The organism is Limnohabitans curvus (assembly GCF_003063475.1).
Lineage (GTDB): Bacteria > Pseudomonadota > Gammaproteobacteria > Burkholderiales > Burkholderiaceae_C > Limnohabitans > Limnohabitans curvus.
This window is the reverse complement of record NZ_NESP01000001.1, coordinates 641,567-656,727: the sequence shown is the minus strand read 5'-3', so window position 1 is coordinate 656,727 and position 15,161 is coordinate 641,567. Positions and strand designations below refer to the sequence as shown.

General features: G+C 56.6%; 16 protein-coding genes and 1 tRNA gene. 9 read left to right on the top strand and 8 right to left on the bottom strand.

From position 1 onward, the window contains the following. Nucleotides 1–8 precede the first annotated feature (8 nt). The 5 genes from rdgB (at nt 9) to B9Z44_RS03170 (ending at nt 3,289) form a co-directional block, all read left to right on the top strand. On the top strand, nt 9–626 hold the full coding sequence (gene rdgB, locus B9Z44_RS03190) for an RdgB/HAM1 family non-canonical purine NTP pyrophosphatase (protein ID WP_108401698.1): 618 nt from the start codon (nt 9–11) through the stop codon (nt 624–626). A gap of 10 nt (nt 627–636) precedes the next feature. After that, nucleotides 637–1,851, top strand: coding sequence for a radical SAM family heme chaperone HemW (gene hemW / locus B9Z44_RS03185; RefSeq protein WP_108401697.1), 1,215 nt, complete (start codon nt 637–639; stop codon nt 1,849–1,851). A gap of 51 nt (nt 1,852–1,902) precedes the next feature. Beyond that, nucleotides 1,903–1,992, top strand: a tRNA-Ser gene (locus tag B9Z44_RS03180). Nucleotides 1,993–2,061: 69 nt separating this feature from the next. Beyond that, nucleotides 2,062–2,958: a recombination-associated protein RdgC gene (locus tag B9Z44_RS03175; RefSeq protein ID WP_108357931.1), complete on the top strand. Its 897-nt coding sequence runs from the start codon at nt 2,062–2,064 to the stop codon at nt 2,956–2,958. A 16-nt stretch (nt 2,959–2,974) separates the two neighbouring features. Beyond that, nucleotides 2,975–3,289, top strand: coding sequence for a DUF5710 domain-containing protein (locus B9Z44_RS03170; RefSeq protein WP_108357930.1), 315 nt, complete (start codon nt 2,975–2,977; stop codon nt 3,287–3,289). 47 nt (nt 3,290–3,336) lie between these two features. On the opposite strand, the gene B9Z44_RS03165 is transcribed toward B9Z44_RS03170, so the two are convergent. The 8 genes from B9Z44_RS03165 to B9Z44_RS03130 form a co-directional block, all read right to left on the bottom strand. After that, the gene (locus B9Z44_RS03165; protein ID WP_108357929.1) at nt 3,337–3,720 is read right to left on the bottom strand and encodes a hypothetical protein; all 384 of its coding nucleotides are present in this window, start codon (nt 3,718–3,720) and stop codon (nt 3,337–3,339) included. Between the two features lie 117 nt (nt 3,721–3,837). Then, entirely contained in the window at nt 3,838–5,151 is a 1,314-nt protein-coding gene (locus B9Z44_RS03160; protein ID WP_108357928.1) for a citrate synthase, read from the bottom strand. Between the two features lie 38 nt (nt 5,152–5,189). Continuing rightward, entirely contained in the window at nt 5,190–5,513 is a 324-nt protein-coding gene (locus B9Z44_RS03155; protein ID WP_108357927.1) for an FAD assembly factor SdhE, read from the bottom strand. Nucleotides 5,514–5,544: 31 nt separating this feature from the next. Continuing rightward, complete coding sequence (locus B9Z44_RS03150) at nt 5,545–6,249, bottom strand: succinate dehydrogenase iron-sulfur subunit (protein ID WP_108357926.1); 705 nt, start codon at nt 6,247–6,249, stop codon at nt 5,545–5,547. A gap of 13 nt (nt 6,250–6,262) precedes the next feature. Continuing rightward, nucleotides 6,263–8,059 carry a succinate dehydrogenase flavoprotein subunit gene (gene sdhA, locus B9Z44_RS03145; protein WP_108357925.1) on the bottom strand — a complete coding sequence of 599 codons (1,797 nt, stop codon included), beginning with the start codon at nt 8,057–8,059 and terminating at the stop codon, nt 6,263–6,265. Nucleotides 8,060–8,062: 3 nt separating this feature from the next. Beyond that, on the bottom strand, nt 8,063–8,428 hold the full coding sequence (sdhD, locus tag B9Z44_RS03140) for a succinate dehydrogenase, hydrophobic membrane anchor protein (RefSeq protein WP_108357924.1): 366 nt from the start codon (nt 8,426–8,428) through the stop codon (nt 8,063–8,065). Nucleotides 8,429–8,446: 18 nt separating this feature from the next. Beyond that, entirely contained in the window at nt 8,447–8,878 is a 432-nt protein-coding gene (gene sdhC / locus B9Z44_RS03135) for a succinate dehydrogenase, cytochrome b556 subunit (RefSeq protein ID WP_108357923.1), read from the bottom strand. A gap of 85 nt (nt 8,879–8,963) precedes the next feature. Further along, nucleotides 8,964–9,773 (bottom strand): GntR family transcriptional regulator, encoded by an 810-nt coding sequence (locus tag B9Z44_RS03130; RefSeq protein ID WP_108357922.1) that lies wholly within the window; start codon nt 9,771–9,773, stop codon nt 8,964–8,966. Between the two features lie 144 nt (nt 9,774–9,917). Between B9Z44_RS03130 and B9Z44_RS03125 the strand changes: the two genes are divergently transcribed. From B9Z44_RS03125 to acnB, 4 genes are read left to right on the top strand one after another with little or no spacing between them, the layout of a single operon-like run. Beyond that, complete coding sequence (locus B9Z44_RS03125) at nt 9,918–10,904, top strand: malate dehydrogenase (RefSeq protein WP_108357921.1); 987 nt, start codon at nt 9,918–9,920, stop codon at nt 10,902–10,904. A 19-nt stretch (nt 10,905–10,923) separates the two neighbouring features. After that, nucleotides 10,924–11,904 carry an HpcH/HpaI aldolase/citrate lyase family protein gene (locus tag B9Z44_RS03120; protein WP_108357920.1) on the top strand — a complete coding sequence of 327 codons (981 nt, stop codon included), beginning with the start codon at nt 10,924–10,926 and terminating at the stop codon, nt 11,902–11,904. Nucleotides 11,905–11,916: 12 nt separating this feature from the next. Then, nucleotides 11,917–12,480 (top strand): hypothetical protein, encoded by a 564-nt coding sequence (locus B9Z44_RS03115; RefSeq protein WP_108358442.1) that lies wholly within the window; start codon nt 11,917–11,919, stop codon nt 12,478–12,480. Nucleotides 12,481–12,515: 35 nt separating this feature from the next. Beyond that, complete coding sequence (acnB, locus tag B9Z44_RS03110) at nt 12,516–15,107, top strand: bifunctional aconitate hydratase 2/2-methylisocitrate dehydratase (RefSeq protein WP_108357919.1); 2,592 nt, start codon at nt 12,516–12,518, stop codon at nt 15,105–15,107. The last annotated feature ends 54 nt before the right edge of the window (nt 15,108–15,161 follow it).

The following is a 15,161-nucleotide window of genomic DNA, read 5'->3' as shown; positions in this document are numbered from 1 at the left end:
TGAAATCTATGACATCGGCGTTGAAAAAAATCGTTCTGGCTTCCAACAACCAAGGCAAGCTCGCCGAGTTGCAAGCCATGTTTGCGCCGCTTGGCGTTGAGCTGGTGCGCCAAGGCGATTTGCACATTGGCGAAGCCGAAGAGCCGTTTCACACTTTCGTTGAAAACGCTTTGGCCAAAGCCCGCCACGCAGCGCGTGAGAGCGGCTTGCCCGCCGTGGCTGACGACGCTGGTCTGTGCGTCGACGCCTTTGGCGGCCTGCCCGGCGTGCAAACCGCCTACTACGCCACCCAGTTTGGCTACGAAAAAAGCGACGACAACAACGTGCGCGCCTTGCTGGAGCAAATGGCCAACATCGACAACCGCCGCGCAGCCTTGGTCAGCACTCTTGTGGCCGTGCGCCACCCTGACGACCCCGAACCACTCATCGCAGTGGGCCGCGCCGTGGGGGAAATCACGCGTGCGCCAGTGGGCGCCAATGGCTTTGGGTTCGATCCCATCATGTTCATCCCGCGCTTTGGCAAAACCTTTGCAGAGCTGCCCATCGATGTGAAAAACGCCAACAGCCACCGCGGCCAAGCCGCGCAGCAAATGCTGGCGCTCATGCGTGAGCGTTGGTTTGCTTAAAGCTTCTTTGATGACCCAAGACATTCAACACCTCATGCGCCCCGGCACGCTGTCTTTGAACAGCTTGCCACCGCTCTCGCTGTACGTGCATTTGCCGTGGTGCCTGAAGAAGTGCCCGTACTGCGACTTCAATTCGCACGAGCTCAACAGCAGCGTGGGCGGCGAACTGCCCGAGCAGCGCTACCTCGATGCCTTGTGCGCCGACCTAGAGCAGAGCTTGCCGCTTATTTGGGGCCGCAGTGTGCACAGCATCTTCATTGGGGGTGGCACGCCCAGCTTGTTTTCACCTGCTGCGATTGAGCGCCTCATCAGCGACATGCGTGCGCGTTTGCGTCTAGAGGCCGATTGTGAAATCACGCTAGAGGCCAACCCCGGCACATTTGAAAAAGATCGCTTCCGCGCCTTCCGCGCCGCAGGCGTCACTCGCTTGTCGGTGGGCGTGCAAAGCTTCAACGACCAACATTTGCAGGCTTTAGGCCGCGTACACAACCGCGCCCAAGCCATTGCGGCGATAGAAGAAGCGCGTGATGCGTTTGACACCTTCAACCTCGACCTGATGTACGCCTTGCCCGGCCAAACGCTGGCGCAGTTGGACGAAGATCTCGACATGGCTTTGTCTTTGCAGCCCCCGCATTTGTCGGTCTACCACCTCACCATCGAGCCCAACACCGTGTTTGCCAAATTCCCGCCCCAGGTGCCGGAAGACGACGACGCCTACGCCATGCTCGACCGCATCACCGAGCGCACCGCCGCCGTGGGCCTGCACCGCTATGAAGTGTCGGCCTACGCCAAAGACAACCACCGCTGCTGGCACAACACCAACTACTGGCAGTTTGGCGACTATTTGGGCATTGGTGCAGGCGCCCACAGCAAACTCAGCTTTGCCCACCGCGTGTTGCGCCAAGTGCGCAACCGCGACCCGCGCCTGTTCATGGACCACGCACTAGACAGCAGCCGCGCAGACCGCGCCGTGGCCCAAAGCACCGAGGTGGCACGCGCCGAACTGCCGTTTGAGTTCATGCTCAACGCCCTGCGCCTGCGCCATGGCTTCTCGCTGGCCGACTTCACCGACCGTACGGGCTTGCCCGTGACCGCCATTCAGGCCGCGTTAACTGAGGCCGAGGCCAAAGGCCTCATCACGCGGGACTTTCAGCGCGTGGTGCCCACCGAGCGTGGCTTTGATTTCTTGAGCGATTTGCAATCTTTGTTTTTGCCAGAAGCTTGAACTCGGAAAACCGCCCAAAGAACCATTACAATCTCGCCTGAATTTCAACTAGGAAGCTTGGCAGAGCGGTTGAATGCACCGGTCTTGAAAACCGGCGAGGGTGTGAGCCCTCCGTGAGTTCGAATCTCACAGCTTCCGCCAGTTTTAAAAACCAACTCATTGCAGTTGGTTTTTTTATTTCTGCAGTCGTAGAAAACATAAAGGCAGCCCGTGTTCAAAAACGTGATGGTGTATCGAATCGGCGAGGGCTGGAGCCCTAGCCTTGAGCAAATCGAACAGGCGCTAGACGCCGAGCGTTTTGTGCCTTGTGGTGCGAGCCAAGAAAAAGCCATCGGCTGGGTGGAACCACGTGGCGAAGCGCATGGACTATTGGTTGAGGCGGTGAGTGGTCAGCGTATTTTGAAACTCAAAATCGAGACCAAAGGCGTGCCCGGTTCGGTGGTCACCCGCAAGGCCAAAGAGCGCGGCGCGGTGATTGAAGCAACTGAAGGCCGCAAGCCCGGCAAGAAGGAGATGAAGGAAATCAAAGAAGACGTGAAGATGTCTTTGATGCCCATGGCCTTCAGCAAAGAGTCATCGGTGCTGGTGTGGATTGACCCCGCCACCAATCTGATGGTGATGGACGCAGGCAGCCAAGCCAAAGCGGACGAGGTGGTCACCATGCTGATCAAATCATTCGCGGGTTTGAGTCTGACTTTGATCAACACACAAATGTCGCCTCAGTCGGCGATGGCTTCGTGGTTGATCACCCAAGAGTCACCCGCGGCATTTAGCGTGGACCGCGAATGCGAGTTGAAAGCGGCTGATGAATCGAAGTCAGTCGTGCGCTACGTGCGCCACCCGCTGGATACCGACGAGGTGAAGCACCATGTGGAAGGCGGCAAGCTGCCCACGCGCTTGGCGCTGACTTGGGAGGGACGTGTGTCGTTCTCGTTGACTGAGGCCATGCACCTGAAAAAAATCACGTTTTTAGAAGGTGTGTTTGAAGGCACTTCTGCCGAAAAAGATGAGGGCTTTGACGCTGACGTGGCCATTGCCACGGGCGAGCTGAGTCAGTTGCTGCCCGATTTGCTCGAGGCATTGGGCGGCGAGATGGCGCTGGGCTAAACGCCAGTGGTGTGTGATGCGAATTAACCTTGTCACCCCATTTGCCGAGAAGGATGCGGCCAAGGCGCTAGGTGCGCGTTGGGATGCGGCCAGAAAGTGCTGGTACATCGTGGACGTGGATGACCTGACGCCCTTCATGCGTTGGATCCCAAATTTAGATGCAGCTCAAGATACGGGCGCTGCAGCGGCCACAAACCCCAAAGCAAGCGCCAAGGCTGCGGTGGTTAAGACAAAGCCCCCTGTGACTTCTAAGCCCGCCGTAGAGGTGCCACATTGCGGTTGCCACGTGTTGCCCTGGGAGCATTGCGAACATTCGCTGGCGAAGCACTAAACAAGCGCTGAAGCTTAGGCTTAAATACGCAATGGTGTTTGTGCTTTTCAGTCGGTAATCAACTCAGCGTTTAAACGACGCGCGCGGTGGTCGACGTAGTAGCCACCAAACTCGGTGTAGCGCAGCACGTGTTGTTGGCATTTGCTACAGGCGTTCACATCGCAGCGGTTGTAGGGGAAAAACTTCAATGCCACAGGCGCATCGGCTGATTCGTAGCGGGTGCCGTTTGGGTGCTGTTCTTCGAATGTGGGTTCATAGACATCGGGGTCGCGCAGGGTGGCCACCAGCGTCATTTGCTGTGCGGGCCAAGCGGTGTCGTTGACGCTTTCCCAGCCTGCGCAGTGTTGCAGGCTGCATTGGCAAGGGTTGTGGGGTTGGCTGGCCAGCTGGCGCAGGGCCTCGGGCGTGTTTAGAAACGGAACAGAACTCATAGCGGCAGAGCCTACCACTGCGCCGCCGTGTGAAAGCTTCTAAAACAAAAAAGCCCTGCACTGCAGGGCTTTTTGCTGTCGCGCACGAGTGTCGAGTCGCGACTAGGCTGTGTGCAATTACTTGCGCTTGGCCAATGGCTCCACGTTGCGGTGTGCATCGCCAGTGAACAATTGACGTGGACGGCCGATTTTGTACTCAGGGTCACTGATCATTTCGTTCAACTGAGCAATCCAGCCCACAGTGCGTGCCAAGGCGAAGATACCGGTGAACAAGTTCACGGGAATGCCGATGGCGCGTTGCACGATGCCAGAGTAGAAGTCGACGTTGGGGTAGAGCTTGCGGCTGACGAAGTATTCGTCTTCCAATGCGATCTTTTCCAAAGCCTTGGCCAGCTTGAACAAGGGGTCGTTCTCGAGGCCGAGTTCTTTCAACACTTCGTCGCAAGTTTCTTGCATCAACTTGGCGCGTGGGTCATAGTTTTTGTAAACGCGGTGACCGAAGCCCATGAGCTTGACGCCAGAGTTCTTGTCTTTGACCAGTTCCATGAACTCGCCGACTTTAGAAATGCCACCCATTTTTTGGATGTCTTCCAACATGTTCAAGCAAGCTTCGTTTGCGCCGCCGTGTGCTGGGCCCCACAAGCAAGCCACACCTGCAGCGATGGCTGCGAAGGGGTTGGTGCCTGAAGAACCGCACAAACGCACAGTCGATGTCGAAGCATTCTGCTCGTGGTCTGCGTGCAAAGTGAAGATGCGGTCCATGGCGCGCTCGAGCACGGGGTTGACCACGTATTCTTCGCATGGTGTACCGAACATCATGCGCAAGAAGTTACCTGCATAGCTCAGGTTGTTTTGTGGGTACATGTAAGGCTGGCCCACGCCGTATTTGTAGGCCATGGCTACCAAGGTTGGCATCTTGGCGATCAAACGGATGGCAGCGATTTCGCGGTGCTCTGGGTTGTTGATGTCGGTGCTGTCGTGATAGAACGCAGACAAAGCGCCCACCAAGCCAGTCAACACAGCCATCGGGTGAGCATCACGGCGGAAGCCACGCAAGAAGAATTGCATTTGCTCGTTGACCATGGTGTGGTTGGTCACGGTGTGCTCGAACTCGGCTTTTTGTGCGGCGTTGGGCAGTTCGCCCTTTAACAACAAGTAGCAAGTTTCGAGGTAGTCGCAGTTGGTGGCGAGTTGTTCGATGGGGTAGCCGCGGTACAGCAACTCACCTTTGTCGCCGTCGATGTACGTGATGGCCGATTGGCAAGACGCGGTCGACAAAAAGCCTGGGTCATAGGTGAACATGCCAGTTTGGCCGTACAACTTACGGATGTCGATGACGTCAGGACCGACGCTGCCGCTGTAGACGGGCATGTCGATGCTGGGGCTGCCGTTGCTGAACGACAGAGTGGCTTTGTTATCTGCAAGTTTCATGGTGATTCCTAAATGTCTTTTTAAAAGCGGTGTTCGGTTCAGTGTCTCAACATACTCAGCACTTCGAGTGCTTCTTCTGTCAGGGGTTTGTCTGGCAATTCTTTGCGTTGCAACAAGATGTCGAGCAAGTCGTTGTCAGACAAATCCATCAATTCATACATGCCTCTGGCGTGGCTCACAGTTAAGCGAGATTCATGCCGCTCGAAAAACTTTTTGATGAACAAATCGTTTTCGAGCAGGCCGCGCCGGCTACGCCAGTGCAGCTTGCTGAGGGCCCGTTCGCCAAGCGCTTGCTTGCCGTCTAAGCCGTCCAGCGTCGGGTCACCGACTGAGGTGTCGCGAAATGGTGCGTCCGCGTCCATCTTGGTGCTCCGTGTGATGTTTTGCCGCGCCTTAGATGGCGCGACGAACCATCAATTCTTTGATCTTGCCGATGGCCTTGGTGGGGTTCAAACCCTTGGGGCACACGTCGACGCAGTTCATGATGGTGTGGCAACGGAACAGACGGTAAGGGTCTTCTAAGTTGTCCAAACGGCCAGCGGTGTCTTCGTCGCGGCTATCGGCAATGAAGCGATAGGCTTGCAACAAACCGGCTGGGCCCACGAACTTGTCGGGGTTCCACCAGAACGAGGGGCAGCTGGTGGAGCAGCTGGCGCACAAGATGCACTCGTACAAGCCGTTCAACTCATCGCGCTCTTCTGGCGACTGCAGGCGCTCTTTGTCAGGCACTTGTGTGTCGTTGACCAAGTAGGGCTTGATGGAGTGGTATTGCTTGAAGAACTGGGTCATGTCCACGATCAAGTCGCGGATGACAGGCAGACCTGGCAGCGGTTTCAACACAATCACGCCGGGGAGGGTGCGCATGTTGGTCAAGCAGGCCAAACCGTTTTTGCCGTTGATGTTCATCGCGTCTGAACCGCACACGCCTTCACGGCATGAACGACGGAACGAAATGGTGGGGTCGACGGCTTTGAGTTTCATCAAAGCATCCAAGAGCATGCGCTCATTGCCATCCAATTCGACCTCGATGGTCTGCATGTAGGGCTTGGCGTCGGTGTCTGGGTCGTAGCGATAGATTTGGAACGTGCGTTTTGTCATGGTGTTTACCTGATCAGAAAGTACGGGTCTGCAGCGGGATGCTGTCGACAGTCAATGGCTTCATTTGCACGGGCTTGTAAGTCAGCTTGTTGCCTTCTTTGTGCCACAGGGTGTGCTTGTGCCAGTCTTGGTCGTTACGGCCGTTTGGATGCTCTGGGGTGTCGCCGTAATCGTTCACGGTGTGAGCGCCACGACTTTCGTGACGCGCAGCAGCGGACACGATGGTGGCTTGTGCGGCTTCGATCAAGTTTTCAACTTCCAGCGCTTCGATGCGTGCGGTGTTGAAGACTTTGGAGTTGTCTTTCAAGCCAATGTTGTTCACACGCTCGCGCAAGGCAGCGATTTGCTTGACGCCTTCGTCCATCAACGCCTGTGTGCGGAACACGCTGGCGTGTGACTGCATGGTGTTGCGGATGTCGTTGGCCACGTCTTGGGCGTATTCGCCAGTCTGGTTGGCTTCCAAACGAGCCAAACGCGCCAAGGTCACGTCAGCCGCGTTGGCTGGCAGAGGCTTGTGCTCTTTGTTCTTTTGGTTGAACTCAACAATGTGGTTGCCAGCTGCGCGGCCAAACACCAACAAGTCGAGCAAGGAGTTGGTGCCCAAGCGGTTGGCGCCGTGCACCGACACGCAAGAGCATTCGCCCACAGCGTACAAACCATTCACCACCACGCTTTCGTTGTTGGCGTTTTGCGTGACCACTTGACCATTGATGTTGGTCGGGATGCCGCCCATTTGGTAATGGATGGTGGGGATCACGGGGATGGGCTCTTTGGTGATGTCGACGTTGGCAAAGTTGTGGCCAATTTCGAACACCGAAGGCAAACGCTTCATGATGGTGTCAGCGCCCAAGTGGGTCATGTCGAGGTTGATGTAGTCCTTGTTAGGACCGCAGCCGCGACCTTCTTTGATCTCTTGGTCCATGCAGCGTGACACGTAGTCGCGTGGGGCCAAGTCTTTGTAGGCAGGGGCATAACGTTCCATGAAGCGCTCGCCATTGCAGTTACGCAAGATCGCGCCTTCGCCACGGCAACCTTCGGTCAACAACACGCCAGCACCGGCCACGCCAGTGGGGTGGAATTGCCAGAATTCCATGTCTTCCAAGGGGATGCCAGCGCGTGCGGCCATGCCCAAACCGTCGCCGGTGTTGATGAACGCGTTGGTCGATGCTGCAAAGATGCGGCCTGCACCACCGGTAGCCAACATCACTGTTTTGGCTTCCATGATGTAGAGCTCGCCTGTTTCCATTTCGAGGGCAGTCACGCCCACCACATCACCCGCGTCATCGCGAATCAGGTCGAGGGCCATCCACTCCACGAAGAAGCTGGTTTTGGCTTTGACGTTTTGTTGGTACAGCGTGTGCAACATGGCGTGCCCGGTGCGGTCAGCGGCAGCACACGCGCGCTCCACGGCCTTTTCGCCGTAGTTGGCGGTGTGGCCGCCGAAGGGGCGTTGGTAAATGGTGCCGTCAGGGTTGCGGTCGAAAGGCATGCCCATGTGCTCCAAGTCGTACACGACTTTGGGGGCTTCACGGCACATGTATTCGATCGCGTCTTGGTCGCCGAGCCAGTCGGAGCCTTTGACGGTGTCGTAGAAGTGGTAGTGCCAGTTGTCTTCGTTCATGTTGCCCAAAGAGGCGCCAATGCCGCCTTGCGCCGCCACCGTGTGTGAACGTGTGGGGAACACTTTAGACAAAACAGCCACGTTCAAACCTGCGCGAGCAAGTTGCAACGAAGCGCGCATGCCAGAGCCACCGGCACCGACGATGACCACGTCAAACTTGCGACGAGGGATAGAGCTTTTAACGGTCATGACTTAGAGCCTCCAGAGAACCTGAATGGCCCAGCCGAGACACGACACCAGCCAAACCAAAGTGAATACTTGCAGAACCAAGCGCAAACCCACGGGCTTGACGTAGTCCATCCAAATGTCGCGAACACCCACCCACACATGGATGGCCAACGCGATGAATACAGAGAAGGTCAAAGCCTTCATGAATTGGGTGCTGAAAATACCAGCCCATTTGTCATAGCTGATGTCGCCGCTGGTCAACAGCACTTGGCCCAAAACAGCCAAGGTGAACAAAACCATCAAAACACCGGTGATGCGCTGGGCGAGCCAGTCACGCAGACCGTAGTGCGCGCCCACGACGACGCGCTTGGAACCGTAATTCACGGACATGTTGTTGCTCCTAGGAAATCAGTAAAGGCCAAACAGCTTGGCACCCAAAGCGGCAGTCAGACCGAGGCTCACCACCAAGGTGAACACAGCGGAAGACTTGCCGAATTCTTTGGTCACCGCGTGGCAAACGTCCATGTAGACGTGGCGCACGCCAGCGATCAAATGGTGCAAGTAAGCCCAGATCAGACCTAACACCACAACTTTCACCAACACAGCAGGCACGAAGCCCAGACCAACGTTGAACGCGGCGCTGAATTTAGCGAAAGAAATCTCGGAAGACACAGAGGTGTCAAACATCCAAACGATGAGCGGCAACAGCAAAAACATGATCAAGCCGCTGATGCGGTGCAAGATCGACACAATGCCAGCCGCGGGGAGGCGGTAGGACGGCAGGTCAGTCAAGGCGTTGATGTTGCGGAACTCAGGCCGCTTTTTGGCAAGCTGGGTCATGTGGGGTCTTTCTTCGGGTTTATCTGCAAGTCAAAACAACTTTTCATTCTATTTCACTTCACCAAACTGACATGAGGGTTTCATGTCAGCTCAAAGCATTACGGTAGTGATGCGTGTCAGTTCTATAGAGACCGCGCCGCAATTCCATGGGGGTGTCGTTGTAGGTGTACGCCACACGCTCCACGCTCAGCAATGGCGCGGTGATCGGGACATTGAGTAGCTCGGCTTGCTCACTGTCTGGGTTGACAGCGCGGATGTTTTCGTCGGCCCGAACCATGCGTACGCCGAACTCAGTTTCGAACAGGGCGTACATCGGACCGTTGTAATTACTTAAGCGTTCGGCAGTCAGGCCTTTGAAGGGCGCGCCGGGTAACCACAGCTCTTCCAAAATGGTGGGCACGCCGGCATAAGCCAGCACGCGGCGCACTTGCAGCACGGGGTCGCCGCTGCGCAGGCTCAGGGCGCGGGCAATGTCGGCGCTGGCACGCAGGCGCTTGCAGTCGATGATGGTGCGCTCGGCAGGGCCTTCGCTTTGGGTGTCGCCGTTGTCGGGCTGCAGCTTCAAGAAGCGGTATTGCACTTGCTGTTCGGCATGGGTGGCCACAAAGGTGCCTTTGCCTTGGCGGCGCACCACCAAATTCTCGGCAGACAACTCGTCAATGGCTTTGCGCACTGTGCCTTGGCTGACGCGAAAGCGGGCGGCCAAATCCATCTCGCTGGGGATGGATTCACCGGGCTTCCACTCGCCCGATTGGAGGCTTTGCAGAATCAGCCCTTTGATTTGCTGATACAGCGGGCTGAAAGCGGGGGTCAAACCCAGCGCGCCCAATGCATCGCCAGCGGCGAGCTGCGATTGGGCGTTGGTGGTGTAGGGATGCGCTGGGTTGGATGCCATGTGTTTGTCATCTAGACGCAGTAGCGTCAGTTCTTTGTCAAGCTCGTATCATATCTTCTATAAGACATAAGACAGACCGTTTGCTGGTTTTCGCGGGTAAACTCTGTCATCAAATTTTTTTCATCACTACTTGGAGTTTTTCCCATGAGCAAGAAGCCTGTTCGCGTTGCCGTCACTGGTGCAGCTGGTCAAATTGGTTACGCACTGTTGTTCCGTATCGCCTCTGGCGAAATGTTGGGCAAAGACCAACCTGTCATCTTGCAATTGCTGGAAGTGCCAGTTGAAGGCCCACAAAAAGCCCTGCGCGGCGTGATGATGGAACTCGAAGATTGCGCGTTCCCCTTGTTGGTCGGCATGGAAGCCCATGGCGATCCCATGACTGCATTCAAAGACGTCGACTACGCTTTGTTGGTCGGTTCACGTCCACGCGGCCCAGGCATGGAGCGCGCTGAATTGCTCGCCATCAACGGCGCCATCTTCACCGCTCAAGGCAAGGCCCTGAACGCTGTGGCTTCACGCGACGTGAAAGTTTTGGTCGTGGGCAACCCCGCCAACACCAACGCTTACATCGCCATGAAAGCAGCGCCTGACCTCAAGCCAGGCAACTTCACCGCCATGCTGCGTTTGGACCACAACCGCGCTGCGTCACAAATCGCTGCCAAGACTGGCAAAGCCGTGGCCGACATCGAAAAATTGTGCGTGTGGGGCAACCACTCGCCCACGATGTACGCCGACTACCGCTTCGCCACCATCAAGGGCGAGTCTGTCAAGACCATGATCAATGACCAAGAGTGGAACGCCAACGTGTTCTTGCCAACCGTGGGCAAGCGTGGTGCCGCCATCATTGAAGCCCGTGGCTTGTCTTCGGCTGCCTCGGCTGCCAACGCCGCCATCGACCACATGCGCGATTGGGCTTTGGGCACCAACGGCAAGTGGGTGACCATGGGTATCCCATCACAAGGCTGGTACGGCATTCCAAAAGACGTCATGTTCGGTTTCCCCGTGACCTGCGAAAACGGCCAATACAAAGTGGTCGAAGGTTTGGAAATTGACGCATTCAGCCAATCTTGCATCGACAAGACGCTGAAAGAGTTGACCGACGAGCAGGCTGGCGTTGCCCACTTGATCTAATTCTCAACAGAGAAATAGAGTGAGCCATCCGCGCGACGTTCTGCTGGGAGCACAGGCCTCGGGGGTATCCCTTCCGGTCTGTGACCACTACAGCGGTGTCGAAGCGCGGATGCGCAAAAGCTTGCAGCTGCAAGCCGAAATGACGCAAGAGTTTGGAACCTGCGTCTTTGATGTGACCCTTGATTGTGAAGACGGTGCCCCCGTGGGCGGCGAGGCAGAGCATGCCGCGCTGGTCACCGAGTTGGCATTGAGTGCCGCACCCGAAGCCCGTGTGGCTGTGCGTGTGCACCCCGTGGATCACCCCAGTTTTCAAGCAGACATTGCCACGATTGCGGGCAAAGCTGCGAACCGCTTGACGCACATCATGGTGCCCAAGGTTGAGTCAGTGGCCGATGTGCAACTGGCCGAACAAGCCTTGGCTCAAGCGGGCGCCAAAGATTTGGCCTTGCATGTGTTGATTGAGTCTCCCGCTGCGGTGCACCGCGCGTTTGACATTGCCGCGCATCCGCGCGTGCAGTCGCTCAGTTTTGGTTTGATGGACTTTGTGTCGGCTCACGGTGGTGCGATTCCTGCACACGGTATGGGGGCACAAGGTCAATTCACCCACCCCCTGGTGGTGCGTGCCAAGCTGGAGATTGCCAGTGCCTGCCATGCCCACGGCAAAGTGCCCTCGCACTGTGTGGTGACCGAATTCAACGACACCGCCGCCATGCGCGCTGCAGCCCAGCGTGCTGCGCACGAATTTGGCTACACCCGCATGTGGAGCATTCACCCCGCGCAAATTCGCCCCATTCTTGAGGCCATGGCCCCAGATGCCGCCGCCATTGAAGTGGCCAGCGAAATTGTGTTGGCTGCGCGTGCTGCTCAGTGGGCGCCCATCAGCCACAAAGGTCAGTTGCATGACCGCGCGAGTTACCGCTTCTTTTGGCAAGTGTTGGAACGCGCGCACAGCACGGGCTGTAGCCTTCCCGCCGAAGTCCAGTTATTCTTCAAGGATTAACCGGAGATGCTCATGCAAAAGTTGATTACCGCTGTGGTTTCATTCACTTTATCGGGCTTGGCCTTGGCGGCCACGCCTGTTGACACAGCACACGCGAAAAAGAAGGCGCCAACCAAACAAGCGGTGAAGCCAGTGGCTGCGAAATCAAACACACACATTGCAAAAGCGGCGCCCTTGGTTGCCGCTGTGCCTGTCGTGGCGATGGCCGTTGCAGATCCCAAACAGCAAGACATCATTGCCGATCTGGTACACACCGGTCGCATGGTGTGTGAGCTGGGTAACTTTGTGACCGTGACACCTGACCCCGAATCGTCCACGCGTTTCATCGTGCAGATGAAAAAGAACACCTACCGCATGTCACCGGTGGAAACGACCACAGGTGCGGTGCGTTTGGAAGACGCACAAGCCGGTGCCATGTGGTTGCAGTTGCAGAACAAGTCGATGTTGATGAACAGCAAACTCGGCCAACGCATGGCCGATGAATGCCAAAGCCCCAACCAAATGGCGGTCGCCGAAGCAATGAGGCTGGCCCCGCCGCCCAGCTTGCTGGACGCCCCAACTTTCGCGAAAAAATAACCCCTCAATTTTGATTTGATAGACCGGAGAAAACCATGTTGAAAGCCTACCGTGAACACGTAGCCGAGCGCGCAGCGCTGGGTATCCCACCACTGCCTTTGGATGCCAAGCAAACGGCTGAATTGATCGAGCTGATCAAGAACCCACCTGCAGGCGAAGACGCAGCGTTGATGGACTTGTTGACCCACCGCGTGCCACCCGGCGTGGACGATGCGGCCAAAGTCAAAGCCTCTTTCTTGGCCGCTGTGGCACACGGTGAAGTCAAGGTTGGCTTGATCTCTAAGTCCAAAGCCACTGAGTTGTTGGGCACCATGGTGGGTGGCTACAACGTGCACCCCCTGATCGAATTGCTCGACGATGCCGAAGTGGCTGCTGTGGCCGGTGAAGCCTTGAAGAAAACTTTGTTGATGTTTGACTTCTTCAACGACGTCGCCGACAAAGCCAAGGCTGGCAACGCCAAAGCCAAAGAAGTCATGCAAAGCTGGGCCGAAGGCGAGTGGTTCACCACACGTCCTGAAGTCGAAAAGAAAATCACCGTCACCGTGTTCAAGGTGCCCGGCGAAACCAACACCGACGACTTGTCTCCCGCGCCTGACGCCTGGAGCCGCCCAGACATTCCATTGCACTACTTGGCAATGTTGAAGAACACCCGCGAAGGCGCAGCGTTCAAGCCTGAAGAAGACGGCAAGCGCGGCCCCATGCAGTTCATCGAAGACCTGAAGAAAAAAGGCCATTTGGTGGCTTATGTGGGCGACGTGGTGGGTACCGGCTCTAGCCGCAAATCAGCCACCAACAGCGTGATCTGGGCCACAGGCCAAGACATTCCCTTCGTGCCAAACAAGCGCTTCGGTGGCGTGACTTTGGGCGGCAAAATTGCCCCCATCTTCTTCAACACCCAAGAAGACTCTGGTGCTTTGCCCATCGAAGTCGATGTGACCCAACTCGAAATGGGTGACGTCATCGACATCTTGCCCTACGACGGCAAGATCGTGAAAAACGGCGCCACTGTGACTGAGTTCAAACTCAAGAGCGATGTGTTGTTTGACGAAGTGCGTGCCGGTGGCCGTATCAACTTGATCATCGGCCGCAGCTTGACCGCCAAGGCTCGTGAGTTCTTGGGCTTGCCAGCGTCTACCTTGTTCCGTTTGCCCACAGCGCCTATCGCCACCAAAGCTGGTTTCACATTGGCTCAGAAGATGGTGGGTCGTGCGGTGGGTTTGCCAGAAGGCCAAGGCGTTCGCCCAGGCACTTACTGCGAGCCCAAGATGACCACCGTGGGTTCACAAGACACCACAGGCCCGATGACACGCGACGAGTTGAAAGACTTGGCTTGCTTGGGCTTCTCGGCTGACATGGTCATGCAATCGTTCTGCCACACAGCGGCTTACCCCAAGTCTGTGGACGTCAAGACGCACCGTGAATTGCCAGCATTCATCAGCAACCGTGGCGGCGTGGCTTTGCGTCCAGGCGACGGTGTGATTCACTCTTGGTTGAACCGTTTGTTGTTGCCTGACACCGTCGGTACAGGTGGCGACTCACACACACGTTTCCCCATCGGTATCAGCTTCCCAGCCGGTTCAGGTTTGGTGGCGTTCGGTGCGGCCACTGGCGTGATGCCTTTGGACATGCCTGAGTCCATCTTGGTTCGCTTCAAAGGCGAAATGCAACCTGGCGTGACCTTGCGCGACCTGGTGCACGCGATTCCTTTGTACGCGATCAAGAAAGGTTTGTTGACCGTGGCCAAGGCCGGCAAGATCAACGAATTCTCTGGCCGCATCTTGGAAATCGAAGGCTTGCCAAACCTCAAAGTGGAACAAGCGTTTGAATTGTCTGACGCGTCCGCTGAGCGTTCTGCCGCAGGTTGCTCGATCAAGCTCAACAAAGAGCCAGTGGCTGAGTACCTCAAGTCCAACGTGGTTCTGATGAAGAACATGATTGCTGACGGCTACGCTGACGCACGCACTTTGGCTCGCCGTATCGAGAAGGTTGAAGCATGGTTGGCAGCGCCAACGCTGCTCGAAGCCGACAAAGATGCTGAGTACGCACACATCATCGACATCGATTTGGCCGACATCAAAGAGCCCATCGTGTGCTGCCCGAACGACCCAGATGACGCCAAGTTCTTGTCTGAAGTCTCTGGCACCAAGATCGACGAAGCCTTCATCGGTTCTTGCATGACCAACATCGGTCACTTCCGCGCAGCTGCCAAGTTGCTCGGCGGCCAACGCGACATCCCCGTCAAGCTGTGGGTTGCACCACCGACCAAGATGGATGAGAGCGAACTGATCAAAGAAGGTCACTACGCTGCGTTCGGCACAGCCGGTGCACGTACAGAAATGCCAGGCTGCTCGTTGTGCATGGGTAACCAAGCGCAAGTGCGTGAAGGCGCGACGGTGGTGTCTACCTCCACACGTAATTTCCCCAACCGTTTGGGCAAGAACACCAACGTGTACTTGGCTTCTGCTGAGTTGGCTGCCATCACATCCAAGATGGGCAAGTTCCCAACCGTGGCCGAATACCACGAAGCCATGGGTGTGGTGAACAGCGACGGCGCAGCCATCTACAAGTACTTGAACTTCAACCAGATCGACGAGTACGTTGAAACTGCCAAAGGCGTGACAGCGTAAGCTGCCTGCGTCTTCACCCAGCACCTCGGTGCTTGGGTGACAAAATAAAACCCC